This window comes from Microbacterium resistens, from assembly GCF_031456305.1.
GTDB lineage: Bacteria > Actinomycetota > Actinomycetes > Actinomycetales > Microbacteriaceae > Microbacterium > Microbacterium resistens_A.
This window is the reverse complement of record NZ_JAVDUM010000007.1, coordinates 172,976-190,010: the sequence shown is the minus strand read 5'-3', so window position 1 is coordinate 190,010 and position 17,035 is coordinate 172,976. Positions and strand designations below refer to the sequence as shown.

The 17,035-nt window shown below is 68.8% G+C and carries 11 protein-coding genes, 1 tRNA gene and 1 pseudogene; 4 read left to right on the top strand and 9 right to left on the bottom strand.

Annotated features, from left to right (window positions below; translation table 11 throughout):
• Positions 1 to 112: 112 nt before the first annotated feature.
• Both J2Y69_RS18060 and J2Y69_RS09715 read left to right on the top strand, forming a co-directional pair.
• Positions 113 to 358, top strand: a pseudogene (locus J2Y69_RS18060) (integrase core domain-containing protein); the annotation flags it as partial.
• 183 nt (positions 359 to 541) lie between these two features.
• The gene (locus J2Y69_RS09715) at positions 542 to 730 is read left to right on the top strand and encodes a hypothetical protein (RefSeq protein WP_310020049.1); all 189 of its coding nucleotides are present in this window, start codon (positions 542 to 544) and stop codon (positions 728 to 730) included.
• A gap of 54 nt (positions 731 to 784) precedes the next feature.
• Here J2Y69_RS09715 and J2Y69_RS09710 read toward each other — a convergent pair.
• The 4 genes from J2Y69_RS09710 to rpoB form a co-directional block, all read right to left on the bottom strand.
• A tRNA-Tyr gene (locus J2Y69_RS09710) sits at positions 785 to 866 on the bottom strand.
• Positions 867 to 980: 114 nt separating this feature from the next.
• The gene (locus tag J2Y69_RS09705) at positions 981 to 1,598 is read right to left on the bottom strand and encodes a 1-phosphofructokinase family hexose kinase (RefSeq protein ID WP_310020047.1); all 618 of its coding nucleotides are present in this window, start codon (positions 1,596 to 1,598) and stop codon (positions 981 to 983) included.
• Positions 1,599 to 1,707: 109 nt separating this feature from the next.
• Positions 1,708 to 5,583 carry a DNA-directed RNA polymerase subunit beta' gene (rpoC, locus tag J2Y69_RS09700; RefSeq protein ID WP_310020045.1) on the bottom strand — a complete coding sequence of 1,292 codons (3,876 nt, stop codon included), beginning with the start codon at positions 5,581 to 5,583 and terminating at the stop codon, positions 1,708 to 1,710.
• A 38-nt stretch (positions 5,584 to 5,621) separates the two neighbouring features.
• Positions 5,622 to 9,122, bottom strand: a complete 3,501-nt coding sequence (rpoB, locus tag J2Y69_RS09695; RefSeq protein WP_310020043.1) for a DNA-directed RNA polymerase subunit beta — start codon at positions 9,120 to 9,122, stop codon at positions 5,622 to 5,624.
• A gap of 276 nt (positions 9,123 to 9,398) precedes the next feature.
• On the opposite strand from rpoB, the gene J2Y69_RS09690 reads away from it, so the two are divergent.
• Complete coding sequence (locus tag J2Y69_RS09690; RefSeq protein ID WP_310020041.1) at positions 9,399 to 10,355, top strand: sugar kinase; 957 nt, start codon at positions 9,399 to 9,401, stop codon at positions 10,353 to 10,355.
• Here the strand turns inward: J2Y69_RS09690 and J2Y69_RS09685 are convergent.
• The 5 genes from J2Y69_RS09685 to J2Y69_RS09665 are packed head-to-tail and all read right to left on the bottom strand — an operon-like array spanning position 10,342 to position 15,898.
• Positions 10,342 to 11,199 carry a MurR/RpiR family transcriptional regulator gene (locus J2Y69_RS09685; RefSeq protein ID WP_310020040.1) on the bottom strand — a complete coding sequence of 286 codons (858 nt, stop codon included), beginning with the start codon at positions 11,197 to 11,199 and terminating at the stop codon, positions 10,342 to 10,344. The genes J2Y69_RS09690 and J2Y69_RS09685 overlap by 14 nt on opposite strands.
• 35 nt (positions 11,200 to 11,234) lie before the next feature.
• Positions 11,235 to 12,779: a glycoside hydrolase family 3 protein gene (locus J2Y69_RS09680; protein WP_310020038.1), complete on the bottom strand. Its 1,545-nt coding sequence runs from the start codon at positions 12,777 to 12,779 to the stop codon at positions 11,235 to 11,237.
• Positions 12,776 to 13,609: a carbohydrate ABC transporter permease gene (locus tag J2Y69_RS09675; protein WP_310020037.1), complete on the bottom strand. Its 834-nt coding sequence runs from the start codon at positions 13,607 to 13,609 to the stop codon at positions 12,776 to 12,778. Before J2Y69_RS09675 ends, J2Y69_RS09680 begins: the two co-directional genes overlap by 4 nt.
• A complete protein-coding gene (locus J2Y69_RS09670; RefSeq protein ID WP_310020035.1) occupies positions 13,606 to 14,586 on the bottom strand; it encodes a carbohydrate ABC transporter permease in 981 nt (326 codons plus the stop codon). Before J2Y69_RS09670 ends, J2Y69_RS09675 begins: the two co-directional genes overlap by 4 nt.
• A gap of 10 nt (positions 14,587 to 14,596) precedes the next feature.
• Complete coding sequence (locus J2Y69_RS09665) at positions 14,597 to 15,898, bottom strand: sugar ABC transporter substrate-binding protein (protein ID WP_310020033.1); 1,302 nt, start codon at positions 15,896 to 15,898, stop codon at positions 14,597 to 14,599.
• Between the two features lie 180 nt (positions 15,899 to 16,078).
• On the opposite strand from J2Y69_RS09665, the gene J2Y69_RS09660 reads away from it, so the two are divergent.
• Positions 16,079 to 16,945: a spermidine synthase gene (locus J2Y69_RS09660; RefSeq protein WP_310020031.1), complete on the top strand. Its 867-nt coding sequence runs from the start codon at positions 16,079 to 16,081 to the stop codon at positions 16,943 to 16,945.
• Positions 16,946 to 17,035: the final 90 nt, after the last annotated feature.

Below are 17,035 nucleotides of genomic sequence, written 5' to 3'. Positions count from 1 at the left end.
GGACGTTTGACCCCGATCGAATTCGAGACCATCATGACCAACAACCTGGCCCTCGCGGCCTAACCGAAACTGTCACCAGTTCGTTCAGCAGACCCCCACGTTCCTCGCCTGCATCGACAAGCACGGCACACCCGCATCCACGCTCACCGACAACGGACGCGTCTACACCGCCCGCCACGGCGGCGGCCGCAACGCCTTCGAATACGTCCTCGCCGCACTGAACATCCGACAGAAGAACGGCACCCCCAACCACCCGCAAACCCAGGGAAAGATCGAACGCTTCCACCAGACCCTGAAACGCTGGCTCGCCGCCCGACCCCGCGCCCACACGAACACCCAACTGCAGCAACAGCTCGACACCTTCCGCGAGCACTACAACCAGCGCCGCCCGCACCGCGCTCTCGATGGCAGAACACCCACCCAGGCCTACACCGCGACACCGAAAGCCGTCCCAGCAGACCACGGCGACACCAGCCACTACCGGCTCCGCTACGACCACGTCGACAACAACGGGAAGATCAGCTTCCGCCGAGCCGGCCACATGCACCACCTCGGCATCGGCACCACCCACCGCGGCAAACGCGTCATCATCCTCGCCGACGAACACACCATCACGGTCATCCACCTCGACACCGGCGAGATCATCGCCACCAACACCATCAACCCCACCAAAAACTACTGGCGCAACAACGAGAAAGAGCCCGGCCGATGGCCGGGCTCTTTCTCATAACTTGTCATCTATGCCGCGACTCAGATGTCATCTATGCCGCGACTCAACACACAGTGGCAAGTGAGGGATTCGAACCCCCGAAGCATAACGCGGCTGATTTACAGTCAGCTCCCTTTGGCCGCTCGGGCAACTTGCCAGTGCACGCCCGTCCCACTTTTCCAGCCGACCGGGGGCGCGAAAAACAAGCATACCGGTCCGACGCGGGCACCGGAAATCGCGGAGCGGACAGGCTCCGCGACATCGGCCGGGCCTACGTCGCGACCCGGTCCAGGCTGCGCCGAAGACGGCTCTCGGAGGACGCTCCCGGCTGCTCCAAGGCTGTCAGAATCCTGTCGAGCAGGACCCGGTCGTCCTCCGATATCTGCGTGCCGTAGACCATCGGAGGCTCACCCTCGCAGAGCTCCACGGTCACCGGCGCATCCGGGTCGATCGCGATCCCTCGCCCCCTGGAGTCGGCGAAAACCACGACCCTCGCCCCGGCGACGGCGCGTGCGACAGCTCCTGCAACAACGCGTGCAATCGAGGCTTCGTCTCCCTCGGCTGGCGCTGCTGCGCCTCCGGACCCGAGCACGGTTCCGCACCAGTCGATGACGGGCGGAGTCCGTCCGTCATCGACCACACGGCGTCGGGGCGTCCCCTCCGGGGCGTTCAGGGCCACGAGACGGACCCCTGCGTCCTCCGCCGCGGATCGGATCCATGCGCCGTCCTGGTCCTCCGCGATGCCCGCGAGCACCGTCACGTCGATGCCCGCCGAAGCGAGCACCCGAGCGACGTCCAGCCCTCGGCCGGCCGGGACCTCCCGAAGACCACGAGGATCGCGGATCTCATCGATGCGGACCCCGCCGATGACGATGACCTGCCCCTCCATCGCACTCCCTTCGGACGACACGCTCAGGTTACCCCGCGAGCGCGCATGAGGAAGGGACGAGAAAGGCCCCGGGATTTCTCCCGGGGCCTTTCTCACATCAGTGCCTCAATCAGTTGTACGTACCGGGCGTGATGTCGTCGGTCGAGAACGCGTCGAAGTCGACGTAGCCGAAGTCGCCGTCGGCGTACGCCCCGTCGGATGCGAAGATCCGGTTCGGGTAGCGCTCGCTCTTGGCCTCCTCGGTCGCCTCCACCGTGATGTCGCGGTAGCGGCGAAGACCCGTCCCCGCGGGGATGAGCTTTCCGATGATGACGTTCTCCTTGAGGCCGACCAGCGGGTCGCTCTTGCCCTCCATGGCGGCCTGCGTGAGCACGCGGGTCGTCTCCTGGAAGGAGGCGGCCGACAGCCAGGACTCGGTCGCCAGCGACGCCTTGGTGATACCCATCAGCTCGGGGCGACCGGACGCGGGGTGCTTACCTGCGGCGACCGCCTCGCGGTTGATGTCCTGGTAGCGACGGGAGTCCACCAGCTCGCCCGGGAGCAGGGTCGTGTCGGCGTGGTCGACGACGGTGACCTTGCGGAGCATCTGACGGACGATGACCTCGATGTGCTTGTCGTGGATCGGCACACCCTGCGAGCGGTACACGCCCTGCACGCCGCCGACGAGGTACTTCTGCACCTCGCGGGCGCCCATGACACGCATGACCTCCTTGGGGTCGAGCGTGCCGACCTGGAGCGGCTGGCCCACGACCACGTGCTGACCGTCCTCGATGAGGAGCGTCGCACGCTTCAGCACCGGGTAGACGACGGGCTCGTCGCCGTTGTCGGGCGTGAGGATGACCTTCTTCTGCTTCTCGGTCTCCTCGATCGTGATGCGGCCGTCGGCCTCGGCGATCGGGGACGCACCCTTCGGGGTACGGGCCTCGAAGAGCTCCTGCACACGCGGCAGACCCTGGGTGATGTCATCCGCCGACGCCGACCCACCGGTGTGGAAGGTACGCATCGTCAGCTGGGTGCCGGGCTCACCGATCGACTGGGCCGCGATGATGCCGACGGCCTCGCCGATGTCCACGGTCTTGCCGGTCGCGAGCGAGCGGCCGTAGCACTGCGCGCAGACACCGACGGCCGAGTCGCAGGTCAGCACGGAGCGGACCTTGATCGTCTCGACGCCCGCGGCGACCAGCTTGTCGATGAGCACGTCTCCGACGTCCTCACCCGCGGTCGCGAGCACCTCGCCCGCCTCGTTGACCACTTCGGAGGCCAGGGTACGGGCGAACACCGAGTTCTCGACGTTCGCGTCGCGCACCAGGTCCCCTGCGGAGTTCGGCGCCGCGATCGGCAGCTCCAGGCCCTTCGATGTGCCGCAGTCCTCCTCGCGGATGATGACGTCCTGCGAGACGTCCACCAGACGACGGGTCAGGTAACCCGAGTCGGCGGTACGCAGCGCGGTGTCGGCCAGACCCTTGCGGGTACCGTGCGTCGCGATGAAGTACTCCGCCACCGACAGCCCCTCGCGGTACGAGGAGATGATCGGGCGAGGGATGATCTCACCCTTCGGGTTGTTCACCAGACCACGCATACCCGCGATGTTGCGGATCTGCAGCCAGTTTCCTCGGGCGCCCGAGGAGACCATCCGGTTGATGGTGTTGTCCTCCGGGAAGTTCGCCCGCATCGCGGCCTGGACCTCGTCGGTCGCCTCGGTCCAGATCTTGATGAGCTCCTGGCGGCGCTCGGTGTCGGTCGTCAGGCCCTTCTCGTACTGGGACTGGACCTTCGCGGCCTGCTTCTCGTAGCCCGCGACGATCTCCGCCTTGTTCGGCGGGGTGAGGATGTCGCTCAGCGCGACGGTCACACCCGAGCGCGTCGCCCAGTAGAAGCCCGCGTCCTTGATCCGGTCCAGCGTCGCCGCCGTCTCGACCTTGGGGTACTCCTCGGCGAGCTTGTTGACGATCTGCGAGAGCTTGCCCTTGTCAGCGACCTCGCGCACGAACGGGTAGCCCTTCGGCAGCGCGTCGTTGAAGATCGCCTGGCCCAGCGAGGCGTCCACGAGCCCGTGGCGCTCGTAGCCCTCGGGGGCCTCGCCCTCGAGGAAGGCCAGACCCGGGATGCGGATGCGGACCTTCGCCTGCAGGTCGAGCGTGCCCTCGTCCTTGGCGAGGATCGCCTCGGACACCGAGCCGAACGCGCGTCCTTCGCCGGCTGCGCCCGCCTTGACCGTGGTCAGGTGGTGCAGGCCGATGATCATGTCCTGCGAGGGCAGGGTCACGGGACGGCCGTCGGACGGCTTCAGGATGTTGTTCGACGCGAGCATCAGCACGCGGGCCTCGGCCTGGGCCTCGACCGACAGCGGCAGGTGCACGGCCATCTGGTCACCGTCGAAGTCGGCGTTGAACGCCGCGCAGACGAGCGGGTGCAGCTGGATGGCCTTGCCCTCGACGAGCTGAGGCTCGAAGGCCTGGATGCCCAGGCGGTGCAGGGTGGGGGCGCGGTTCAGCAGCACGGGGCGCTCGCGGATGATCTCCTCGAGCACGTCCCACACCTCGGGGCGCGTACGCTCCACAGCGCGCTTGGCGGCCTTGATGTTCTGCGAGTGACCGAGGTCGATCAGGCGCTTGATCACGAACGGCTTGAACAGCTCCAGCGCCATCTGCTTGGGAAGACCGCACTGGTGCAGCTTCAGCTGCGGGCCGACCACGATGACCGAACGGCCCGAGTAGTCCACGCGCTTGCCGAGCAGGTTCTGACGGAAGCGTCCCTGCTTGCCCTTGAGCATGTCGCTGAGCGACTTCAGGGCACGGTTGCCGGTACCGGTGACCGGGCGTCCGCGACGGCCGTTGTCGAACAGCGCGTCGACGGCCTCCTGCAGCATCCGCTTCTCGTTGTTCACGATGATCTCGGGCGCGCCGAGGTCGATCAGGCGACGGAGGCGGTTGTTGCGGTTGATCACGCGACGGTAGAGGTCGTTCAGGTCGGAGGTCGCGAAGCGGCCACCGTCCAGCTGGACCATCGGACGCAGCTCCGGCGGGATCACCGGGACGACGTCGAGGACCATGGAGGCCGGGCTCATGCCGGTCTCCAGGAACGAGTTGACGACCTTCAGGCGCTTGATCGCGCGAATCTTGCGCTGACCCTTGCCCTCGGAGATCTGCAGGTGCAGCCGGTCGGCCTCGCCCGCGAGATCGAAGGCCGCGAGGCGCTTCTGGATGGACTCCGCGCCCATGTGGGCCTCGAAGTACTGCCCGAAGCGGTCCTGCAGCTCGTGGAAGACGTCGTCCTCCGGACGAAGGGCACCCACCTCGAGCGTGCGGAAGTCCTCCCACACGCGCTCGAGCTTGAGGATCGCCTCATCGGCGCCCTTGCGGATCTGCCCCATCTCCTTCTCGGCGGCGTCCTTAACCTTCTTCTTGGCGTCGGCCTTGGCACCCTCGGCCTCAAGGGCTGCGAGCTCCTCCTCCAGCTTGGCCAGGCGCTCCGCGATCTTGGCGTCGCGGCGGTCGCCGAGCGTCTTCAGCTCGAGGCGGATGTTGTTCTCCTGCGTCGCCAGGTCGCGGTGACGAGCATCCTCGTCGACCGAGATGACCATGTAGGCGGCGAAGTAGATGACCTTCTCGAGGTCCTTCGGCGCCATGTCCAGCAGGTATCCGAGGCGCGAGGGCACGCCCTTGAAGTACCAGATGTGGGTGACGGGGGCGGCGAGCTCGATGTGGCCCATGCGCTCACGGCGGACGGAGCTCTTGGTGACCTCCACGCCGCAGCGCTCGCACACGATGCCCTTGAAGCGGACCCGCTTGTACTTGCCGCAGGCACACTCCCAGTCACGGCTGGGGCCGAAGATCTGCTCGCCGAAGAGGCCGTCCTTCTCCGGCTTCAGCGTGCGGTAGTTGATGGTCTCGGGCTTCTTGACCTCACCGTAGGACCACCGGCGGATGTCGTCTGCGGTGGCCAGACCGATGCGAAGCTCATCGAAAGTCGTTGCGTCGAGCACTGATTCTCCTGTGTAAAAGATCCGATATCGGTTCTGGCTTAGATCTCGTCGATCGAGGCGGACTCGAAGCGGCTGGAGATGTTGATCCCCAGCTCCTCCGCAGCCCGGAACGCCTCGTCGTCGGTGTCGCGGAGGTTGACCGCCGTGCCGTCCGCCGAGAGCACCTCGACGTTCAGGCAGAGCGACTGCATCTCCTTCATGAGCACCTTGAACGACTCGGGGATGCCCGGCTCCTGGATGTTCTCGCCCTTGACGATCGCCTCGTAGACCTTGACGCGGCCGAGGATGTCGTCGGACTTGATCGTGAGGAGCTCCTGCAGCGCGTATGCGGCGCCGTAGGCCTCGAGCGCCCAGACCTCCATCTCACCGAAGCGCTGGCCACCGAACTGGGCCTTACCGCCGAGCGGCTGCTGGGTGATCATCGAGTAGGGGCCCGTCGAGCGTGCGTGGATCTTGTCGTCGACGAGGTGGTGGAGCTTCAGGATGTACATGTAGCCCACCGAGATCTGCCCCGGGAACGGCTCGCCCGAGCGACCGTCGAACAGCGTCGTCTTGCCCGTGGAGTCGATCAGCCGCTCGCCGTCGCGGGTCGGCAGGGTCACATCGAGCAGGCCCGAGATCTCCTCCTCGCTCGCGCCGTCGAACACCGGGGTCGCGACCTTGGTGCCGGGGGCGACGTCGTACGCCTCCTGGGGCAGGCGGGCCGCCCACTCCGGGTTGCCCTCGATCTTCCAGCCCTGCTTGGCGATCCAGCCGAGGTGCGTCTCGAGCACCTGGCCGAAGTTCATGCGGCCGGGGATTCCGAGCGGGTTGAGGATGACGTCCACCGGGGTGCCGTCCGGGAGGAACGGCATGTCCTCCACCGGCAGGATCTTGGCGATGACGCCCTTGTTTCCGTGACGGCCGGCGAGCTTGTCGCCCTCGGTGATCTTGCGCTTCTGGGCGATGAAGACCACGACGCGGCGGTTGACGCCGGAGCCGAGCTCGTCGTCGCCGTCCTCGGCGTTGAACTCCTTGACGGCGATGACCGTCCCCTGCTCGCCGTGAGGCACCTTCAGGGACGTGTCGCGCACCTCGCGGCTCTTCTCGTTGAAGATCGCGCGGAGCAGACGCTCCTCGGCGCTGAGCTCGGTCTCGCCCTTCGGCGTGACCTTGCCCACCAGGATGTCGCCGGGGCGGACCTCGGCGCCGATGCGGATGATGCCGCGCTCGTCGAGGTCCTTCAGCAGCTCCGGGCTGACGTTGGGGAGGTCACGGGTGATCTCCTCCTTGCCGAGCTTGGTGTCGCGCGAGTCGACCTCGTACTCCTCGATGTGGATCGAGGAGAGGGTGTCGTCCTTCACCAGGTCCTGGCTGAGGATGATCGCGTCCTCGAAGTTGTGGCCCTCCCACGTCATGAACGCGACGAGGAGGTTCTTGCCGAGGGCCAGCTCGCCGTTCTCGGTCGCGGGGCCGTCGGCGATGACCTCGCCGACCTCCACGCGCTCGCCGGCGGAGACCACGACGCGCTGGTTGTAGCTGGTGCCGTGGTTGGAGCGGTCGAACTTGCGCAGGTAGTACTCCTGCGTGCCGCCCTCGTCGAGCATGACGACGACCCGGTCGGCCGAGACCTCGCTGACGACGCCGGCCTTCGCGGCGGTGAGCACGTCACCGGCGTCGATCGCGGCGTAGCCCTCCATACCGGTGCCGACGAACGGCGACTCGCTGCGGAGGAGCGGGACGGCCTGACGCTGCATGTTGGCGCCCATGAGGGCGCGCTGCGCGTCGTCGTGCTCGAGGAACGGCACGAGCGAGGTCGCCACGGACACCATCTGGCGCGGGGAGACGTCGATGTAGCCGATCTCCTCGGGGAGGAACAGGTCGACCTCGCCGCTGCCGCCCTTCGGACGCGCGAGGACGTGCTTCTCGGTGAAGCGGCCCTTCGCGTCCAGCGGGGCGTTGGCCTGCGCGATGTTGAACTCGGTCTCCTCGGCGGCGGTGAGGTAGTCGATCTGCTCGACCACGGCGCCGTCGACGACGCGGCGGTACGGCGTCTCGATGAACCCGAAGGAGTTGATGCGGGCGAAGGTCGCGAGCGAGCCGATCAGGCCGATATTCGGGCCTTCCGGGGTCTCGATCGGGCACATGCGGCCGTAGTGCGAGGGGTGGACGTCACGGACCTCGACGCCCGCGCGGTCGCGGGAGAGACCGCCGGGGCCAAGGGCCGACAGGCGGCGCTTGTGGGTCAGGCCCGCGAGCGGGTTGTTCTGGTCCATGAACTGCGACAGCTGCGAGGTGCCGAAGAACTCCTTGATCGCGGCGACCACGGGGCGCACGTTGATCAGGGTCTGCGGCGTGATCGCCTCGATGTCCTGCGTGGTCATGCGCTCTCGGACGACGCGCTCCATGCGGGACAGACCGGTGCGGACCTGGTTCTGGATCAGCTCGCCCACCGCGCGGATGCGACGGTTGCCGAAGTTGTCGATGTCGTCCACCGCGAGGCGGATGTCGGCCTTCTTGCCGCCGCGGAGGCCCTCGAAGGTCTCGACGCCCGCGTGGATGCGGACGAGGTACTTGATGGTCTCGACGATGTCGGTGACGGTGAGCACCGAGTCGCTGAGCGGCTGCTCGAGGCCCAGCTTCTGGTTGATCTTGTACCGGCCGACCTTGGCGAGGTCGTAGCGCTTCGGGTTGAAGTAGAAGTTGTCCAGCAGCGCGCGGGCGGCCTCGGCGGCGACCTGCTCGCCCGGACGGAGCTTGCGGTAGATGTCGCGGAGCGCGTCCTCCTTGGTGAGGATCGTGTCCTTGGCCAGGGTCTCCTCGATCGAGGGGAAGCCGGCGAACTCGACGAGGATCTCCTCGCTGGTCATGCCCAGCGCCTTGAGGAAGACGGTGACGGACTGCTTGCGCTTGCGGTCGATGCGCACGCCGACCTGGTCGCGCTTGTCGATCTCGAACTCGAGCCAGGCACCGCGGCTAGGGATGACGCGGGCGGAGACGATGTCCTTGTCGCTGGTCTTGTCGGCCGTCTTGTCGAAGTAGACGCCGGGCGAGCGGACCAGCTGCGAGACGACGACGCGCTCGGTGCCGTTGATGATGAACGTGCCCTTGCCGGTCTGCAGGGGGAAGTCGCCCATGAAGACGGTCTGCGTCTTGATCTCACCGGTCTGGTGGTTCATGAACTCGGCCTCGACGTACAGCGGGGCGGCGTACGTCTTGCCGCGCTCCTTGCACTCCTCGATCGAGTACTTCTCCGGCTCGAGGTAGGGGTTCGTGAACGAGAGCTGCATGGTCTCGCTGAGGTCCTCGATCGGGGAGATCTCCTCGAAGATCTCCTCCAGCCCGCTGACCTCGGAGACGTCCTTGCGGCCGACCTTTTTGGCCTCGGCGACGCGCGCCTTCCAGGCCTCGTTGCCCACGAGCCAGTCGAAGGACTCGGTCTGCAGGGCGAGCAGGTCCGGGACCGTCAGCGTGTCGGAGATCTTGGCGAACGAGAGGCGGGATGCACCGCGTCCGTTCTTGATGGTGGTGGAAGTGGATGCGTTGCGAGCAGCAGCCAAGGGAATAACCTCCGTGAGCCCCGAGGGGCTTCTCGATTCCTTGTCGTCAGGTGGAGTGCGCCGCATCTCGCTGACCGTACGGAGTTCACCGCGGGCGAATGCGGGACGTACGGAACTGCCGACCACCATATGAGGGCAGGGAGAAGCGAGGCGCAAGGATCAACTATACGTCCGATTTCGCGACATGTCCAGCGGGATTCTTGACCTTCGTCCCGGTGTGGGGTATGTCCGCCTCTCGGCCGGCATCCGGACCCCCCGATCGGGTAGGGTCGCCACGTGCCCGACACTCCCCTGGTCATCTGCTTCGGAGAAGGTCTGATCGCGCTCGTCCCCACGACCGCAGGCCCGCTGGAGAACTGCCGCTCGTTCCACCGCTCCCTGGCCGGAGCCGAATGGAACGTCGCGATCGCACTGGCCTCCGCCGGGACCCGCGCCGCCGTGGTGTCCCGGGTCGGGGACGACGGGTTCGGCCGATTCCTCCGCGCCGAGCTGGAGGCGCACGGGGTCGACGCCTCGGCCGTCGTGACCGATCCCGACGCGCCCACCGGCCTCTACGTGAAGGAGCTGGAGGCGAGGCCCGACGGCTCGATCGACGGCCTCATGCACTATTACCGCCGAGGTTCCGCAGCCGCCGCCCTCTCCCCGGAGAGTCTGCGGACCCCGGAGGCGGCGCACCTCCTCGCGGACGCCGCCCTCGTGCACACGACGGGGATCACGCCCGCCCTCTCTGCCACGGCCCGCGCCGCGCAGGACGAGCTCTTCTCCTCTCCCGGATCCTCCTCCGACCCCCTCCCCGGGCCCTTCCGGGTGAGCTTCGACCTCAACTGGCGCCCCGCGCTCTGGCGCGGCCGCGAGGAGGAGGCGCGAACGCTCCTGAGCGACTACATGGCCCGCGCAGACATCGTCCAGTGCAGCGCCGCCGACGCCGAGGACCTCCTCGGCACGGGCGACCCCGACCGGCTGCGCGCGATGTTCCCCGCGCCCAGGCACCTCGTGGTGACCAGGGCCGACGGCGCCGTGGCCTTCGACGGCGACGAGCGCGCCGAAGCGCCAGCCGTCGACGCGCCCGTGGTCGAGACCATCGGCGCGGGGGACGCCTTCGCCGCCGGCTTCCTCGCCGGAGTGCTGGCCGAGCTCTCCCTGGCCGGCTGCCTCGCCAGGGCGCACCGGCTGGCGACACGGGCGCTGACGACCACCCGCGACCACGTCGACGGGGCGCTCAGCGTCCGATGACCGCCCGGCGGGTCGCGCGGAGCGGCTCGTTCACGGACTCCCCGCGGTGCTGCACGACGCGGACGAAGAGCACGTCCAGCAGGGCGAGCTGCGCGATCCGGCTCGACATCGCCGCCATCCGCAGCGGCGCCTCCTTCGCGTGCGTATGCAGCACGACCTCGCAGATGCGGTCGAGCGGGGAGTTCGGCGCATTCGTGAGGGCCACGGTCAGCGCCCCCGCGGCCCGGGCGACCTCGGCCCCGCGGCGGGTCTCCGCGGTCTCGCCGCTGTGGGAGATCGCGACCGCCACATCGCCGGGGGCGAGGAGCGCGGCTGCCGCGACCGCGACATGCGGGTCCCCGGAGTGGGCGGCGGCGAAGCCGATCCGGGAGAGCTTGAACTGCATGTCCTGCGCGGTGAGGGAGGAGGCCCCGTGCCCGAGCAGCTGCACCCTCGGTGCCGCGGCGATCGCCGCGGCCACGCGGTCAAGGACCGGGAAGTCGATCGCGAGCACCGTCTGCTCGATCGCCCCGACCTCGTGCGCGCCGATCTTGGCCGCGACCGTCGCGATGTCGTCGCCCAGATCGATCACCGTGTCGTCCAAGCCGAACCTGCCCTGCTCCACCTGCGCGACGGCGGCGGCCCGGGCGAAGGCGACGCGCAGCTCGCGGTAGCCGGAGAACCCCACCGTCTGCGCGAACCGGGCGACCGTCGACAGGGAGGTGCCGCACAGCCGGGCGAGGTCCGTGATCGCGAGGTCGACGACGAGCGTCGGGTCGCCGAGCACCTTCTCGGCCACTCGGGCCTCGGCCGCGCTCAGCCGGGGCAGGGCGCCTCGGACGGCGGCGATGACATCGACGTCCACGGAGCTCCTCCTCCCCTGCGCGTCCCGCGCGTCCCTCATCGGGTCACGCCGACCAGCCTCTCGCGCGCCACGGCCGATCCGATCCGACTCGCCGCACGGACGTCGAGGATCGGCAGCACGCCCACGGCGCCCTCGGCGGGGAGACCGACGTTCACGACCGCCGCGGACGGGGCGGCGAGGGCGACCGCGTCCAGCAGCGAGCGCTGCCGTTCGTCGGTGTCGATCCGGTCGACGAGCACGACGACCCGGAGGGACTCCCCCTCGGCGACGCCTTCTGCCTCTGCGACCGCCACGATCTCGCCTATCGCCGCGGCGCGCTCCGCCTCGGTGGCGCGGGCGGTGTCGAGCCGCACGCGCGGTCCGTCCCCGGCCAGAGTCGCGGCGACGTAGGCGCCGGCGCTGTCGACGGCGAGCGAGGAGCGACGGCGCGCGTCGAGCACGACGAGGCCCCGAGCGGGGGCGCCGAGGGCGGCCCGCGCGGTCACGGCCCGCCGCACGATCGCCTCGGCGTCGTATCCCGCCGCGTCGGAGCTCTCATCGCCATACCTCGCGTCGGAGGCCGCTCCCGTCTCGGCGGCTCGGAGCTTCGCCGAGAGCCGTGCGTTGCGGGCGCCGGCTTCCGCCACCCGCGCCCGGGAGAGCGAGCCGTCGCGCAAGGCGTCGACGATCGCGTCCCTGGCGGCGAGGAAGTCCCGCTCGTCCTGATCCGGCAGTGCGACATCGCCGGGGTTCGTCGGGTTGCCGATGCAGAGGAGGTCGGCGCCGGCGGCGAGCGCCCTCACCGCTCCCCCGCCGATCCCGACGGACTCACGGATCGCCGCCATGTCCAGGGCGTCCGTGATGATCACGCCGTCGAAGCCCTCGGCGCGGAGCATCCCGAGCACGTGGGGGTTGAGCGTCGCCGGCTCCTCGCCCCAGGCCGGGACCACGATGTGCGCGGTCATCACGGCGTTGACGCCCGCGGCGACCGCGGCACGGAACGGGGCGAGGTGGACCCGCTCGAACTCCGCAGGGTCCAGATCCACGGTCGGCAGGTCGTGGTGCGAATCCACGTGCGTGTCGCCGTGGCCGGGGAAGTGCTTGACGCAGGCCGCGACGCCCGCTCCCTGGATGCCCTCGATCTCCGCCACCGCATGGCGGGAGACCAGCTCGGCATCAGCGCCGAAGGAGCGCACGCCGATCACGGGGTTCCGCGGATCGGTGTTGACGTCCGCGACGGGGCCGAGGAGCACATCGGCCCCGATCGCCCGGACCCGGCGCGCGAGCTCGGCCCCCGTGGCACGGGTCGCGGCGACGTCGTCCAGCCCGCCGAGCTGGGCAGCGCCCGGCACGGTCGAGCCGGTGGCGGCCTCGATGCGGGTGACGCTGCCGCCCTCCTCGTCGATGCCGATGAGCGCGTCCGGATTGGCCGCGCGCAGGTCGGCGCTCAGCTCATGGATGCCCTCGCCCATGTTCTGCCCGAAGTACACGACCCCGGCCAGGCCCCGCCGCAGCTCCGTCCGCAGCCACGCGGGCGCGGTCGTGCCGAGGAAGCCGGGCCAGAGGACCCCGTTCGCCAGGCGCTCGAGCTCGTCGCTCATCCCTTCACCGCCCCCGCGACCAGGCCGCTGGACAGGCGGCGCTGGACGATCACGAAGAAGATCATGACGGGCACCGTGATGATGGTGGACGCGGCCATGATGCTGCCCCAGTCGTTGGCGTGCTCGCCGAAGAACGACTTCAGGCCGATCGCGACCGTGTACTGGTCGGTCGCGCCGCCGAGCATCGTCATCGCGAAGATGAACTCGTTCCAGGCGGTGATGAAGCTGAAGACGCTCGTCGCGACCAGGCCCGGCATCACCAGCGGCAGGAGCACCGAGCGGAACATCCGCCACCAGCTCGCGCCGTCGATGTAGGCGGCCTCCTCCAGCTCCACGGGCACTGCCTGGACGAAGCCGCGCAGCATCCAGATCCCGAAGGCGAGGGAGAGCGCGACGTACACGACCATGAGTCCCAGGATGCTGTTGAGCAGGCCGAGGCTCTTGACCTGCAGGAAGAGCGGGATCACCAGCGCCTCGAGGGGGACCATCTGCACGACGAGGATCATCAGCAGGATCGAGGTGCGGAACTTGAACCGGAAGCGGGCGACGGCGACGGCCGCCAGCAGGCACACGAACCCGCTGACGAGCACGGTGACGAGCGCCACGATCAGCGAGTTCCGGAGGAACGTCCCGAACCCGCCCTCGGTGAGCACGAAGGCGAAGTTGTCGAGCGACGGCTCCTTGGGCAGCAGCGACTGGCCGCCGCTGGAGGCCTTCTTGTCGAAGGCACTGGAGACCATCCAGTACACCGGGAACAGCGTGAACACAAGGACGGCGGCGACGCCGACCGTCAGGCCGATCCGGGACAGGACGCGGTTGCGGGGTTTCACAGCTCGTCCTCCTTCATGAGGGCGCGGATGTAGACGATCGTGACGCCCAGCAGCACGAGGGTGAGCAGCACCGCGAGCGCGGATCCGAACCCGTACCGGTTCTGGCCGAAGGACTCCACATAGGACCACACGCCGAGGTTGAGGACGGAGCGGTTTCCTCCGTTGCCCCCCGGCATCAGGTAGACCTGCGCGAAGACCTTGAAGTCCCAGATCGTGGAGAGGATGATCACGACCGAGAAGACCGGCCTCAGCGTCGGGAAGATGATCTTCCAGAAGCGGCGCCAGGCGCCTGCGCCGTCGAGGGCCGCGGCCTCGAGCATCTCCTTCGAGACGCCGAGGAGACCCGCCAGCACCGTGACGGCGACGAACGGGAAGCCGTGGTGGACGATGTTCAGCAGCACGATCGCATAGAACGCCCACTGGTTGGTGAACCAGTTGACCGGGCCGTCGATCAGGCCCCACTCCTGCAGGAGGGCGTTGAACACGCCGCGGTCCGCGTCGAAGATCCAGGTCCAGACGTAGGTCCCCGTGACCGCGGGCATCGCCCAGGCGATCATGATGCAGCTGGAGACGATGGTGCGCCACACCCGACCGAGGCGCGCCAGCAGCAGGGCGACGAGGGTCCCGACCGTGACGGTGGCGAACACCGCGACGGCGGCGAAGCCGACCGTGTTCGGCAGCACGACCGTCCACAGCGTCGGGTTCGTCAGCGCCTCGACGTAGTTGTCGAAGCCGATGAAGTTCGTCCGCCCCGTGTTGATCTCGCGGAGGCCGTAGTCCTGCAGCGAGAAGATGAAGACCTGGACCAGCGGCCAGAGCATCAGCACGGCAAGGATCGCCAGGCCAGGGGCGAGCAGCAGCCAGGGCCGGGCCGTGACCCAGCTCAGCTTCTTCTTGCGGCCGGACGGCCCGCCGGCCGCGGATGCGGAGCGTCGCTCCGAACCCGCGGCCGGCAGTGGTGCTTGCACCATCGTCATGGAATGCGTCCTACTTCTGGTTGAGCAGGCCGGTCATCTCCTCGGCGGCGTCCTTCGTCGCCGTGGCGACGTCCTTCTGCCCGCTGAGGATGGCCTGCATCATGGAGTTGGTCGTCTTCTTCGCCTGCACGGCGCCGAAGTTCGGGGTCACGGGCACCGAGGCGCCGCCCTCCACCATCTGCTTCGCGAACGGAGCGACGAGCGGGTCGGTGGAGGCGATGGCCTCCTTCATCGCGGACTGCACGCCGGGGAAGTAGCCGGTCTGGCCCGCCCACTTCTCGGCGAACTCACCCGTGGTCATCATCTTCACGAAGGCCCAGGCCAGCGCCGGCTCCTTGGTGTCCTTGAAGATCGACAGGTGCGAGCCGCCGAGCACGGACGGGGCGATCCCGCCATCCTTGCCGGGGATGACCGCGGCGCCGATCTTGCCCTCGAGCTCGGGGTTGGCCTCGATCAGGCTCTTCGGGGTCCACGAGCCGGAGAGCATCATGGCGACGTTGCCCTGGGAGAAGGCGTCCCGGAGGTCGGTCTCCTTCCAGGTGGTCGCGCCCGCCGAGGAGAACCCGTGCTTGGTCGCGAGGTCGGTGTAGAACTGGATGCCGTCCTGCGACTTCTCGCTGTTCAGCTCGCTCGTCCAGGTGCCGCCCTTCTCGGTGGCGACCTCTCCGCCGGCGCCCCAGACCCAGGGGTAGACCTGGAACTCGGCGTCGCCGGGCACGGGGAAGGGGAGCATGCCGGGCTTGGCCGCCTTGATGGCGTCGCCGGCCTTGACGATGTCGTCCCAGGTCTCGGGGGCCTTCAGGCCCAGCTCCTGGAAGACGTCGGTGCGGTAGACGATCGAGCGGACCCCGGCGTACCAGGGCATGCCGTAGAGCTCCTTGTCATAGGTGCCCGCGACCTTCAGGCCCTCGACGAGGTCGTCCTTGAGGCCCTTCTCGGCGTCGACGTACTGGTCGATCGGGAGGAGCGCCCCGGCGTCGGCGAACTCGGCCGTCCAGGTCGTGCCGGTCTCGGCGAGGTCCGGCGTGGTGCCGCCGGCGATCGAGGTCACGAAGCGGTCGTGGGCGTCCGCCCACTGCACCTCCTCGACCTTCACCGTGGCGCCGGTCTCCTTCTCGAAGGCCTTGGAGACCTCGTCGTAGAACGCGGAGGCGTCCGGATTGGTGCCCTTCATGATCCAGACGGTGAGGGTCTTGCCCTTGCCGTCGACCGGGCCGCTGGTCGCCGCCGGGGTGCTGCCGCCGGAGCAGGCCGCCAGACCCAGGGTCGCCGCGGCGCCGAGCGCCACGAGCGGGAGGATGCGCTTCTTCATCGGGGAATCTCCTCTTTGAAAGTTCCTGGGCGTCATCGGATTCGCTCGCCCGTCGGAAAAAGTATCCACGATGAACAAAATGTCTGCAAGTTGCTTCCAAGGTCGTGATGGACCCGTGATCTACCCCGGTCCCGGGCCCCGGACGCGGGGCCGATCGGCGGTTCGGCGTAGGCTCGGGACATGGGCCGCGTCCGGGGGAAGAGCGTCGAGCACCCCTCCGCGCGCCTGTCCTCCGGCTCCATCGCCCGGGTGACCCCCGCCGAGCACGGAGGCGGCTACGAGCTGCTCATCGACGACACCCCGCAGTCCCACGTCGACCTCGAGGACCCCACACATCTGCACTTCGAGTACGTGGTGCGGATGGGGGCCGTGATCGACACCATGCGCGAGCCGTCGACCCCGGTCACCGCGGTGCATCTCGGCGCCGGCGGCATGACGATCCCCCGCTACGTCGCCGCGACCAGGCCGGGATCCCGACAGCAGGTGATCGAGCTGGAGGCGCCGCTCGTCGAGCTCGTGCGCGAGCAGCTCCCCCTCCCCCGCGGCGCCTCGATCCGGGTGCGGATCGGCGATGCCAGGGAGGGGATCCGCCGACTACCTCCGGCGATGACCGGAGCGGTCGACCTCATCGTCGCCGACGTCTACTCCGGCGCGCAGACGCCGGCGCACCTCACGAGCGTCGAGTTCTACCGTGAGCTGGCGGGCCTTCTCACCGGGAGCGGCGTCCTCCTCGTCAACGTCGCCGATGGTCCTGGCCTCGCCTTCGCACGCCGCCAGGTCGCGACGATCGCGGCCGTGCTGCCGGAGGTCGCCGTCCTCGCCGATGCCCAGATCCTCAAGGGCCGCCGATTCGGCAACCTCGTCCTGGCCGCGTCCGCGACGCCGCTCCCGGCCGACGCGCTCCCCCGGATGCTCGCCGCCGGCCCCCACCCGGCGAAGATCGCGCAGGGCGCCGAGGTCGCCGCCTTCGCGCGGGACGCGACCATCGTGACCGATGCGACGGCGTCCGACTCGCCCCGACCCGACGCCTCCGTCTTCCTCCGCTGACTTCCTGCGCTGACGGGCGGCCCCCTCTCGTCCGGCGAGTTCGCCCCGCCGGGCGCGCCGACTCGCGATGCCGGGGGCGGGCAGGCAAAC

Excerpts from the sequence above, each read along its gene's own strand:
- J2Y69_RS09715 (WP_310020049.1), top strand. The coding sequence starts at position 542 with ATGCACCACCTCGGCATCGGCACCACCCACCGCGGCAAACGCGTCATC.
- J2Y69_RS09705 (WP_310020047.1), bottom strand. The coding sequence starts at position 1,598 with ATGGAGGGGCAGGTCATCGTCATCGGCGGGGTCCGCATCGATGAGATC.
- J2Y69_RS09680 (WP_310020038.1), bottom strand. The coding sequence starts at position 12,779 with ATGAGCGACGAGCTCGAGCGCCTGGCGAACGGGGTCCTCTGGCCCGGC.
- J2Y69_RS09670 (WP_310020035.1), bottom strand. The coding sequence starts at position 14,586 with ATGACGATGGTGCAAGCACCACTGCCGGCCGCGGGTTCGGAGCGACGC.
- J2Y69_RS09665 (WP_310020033.1), bottom strand. The coding sequence starts at position 15,898 with ATGAAGAAGCGCATCCTCCCGCTCGTGGCGCTCGGCGCCGCGGCGACC.
- J2Y69_RS09660 (WP_310020031.1), top strand. The coding sequence starts at position 16,079 with ATGGGCCGCGTCCGGGGGAAGAGCGTCGAGCACCCCTCCGCGCGCCTG.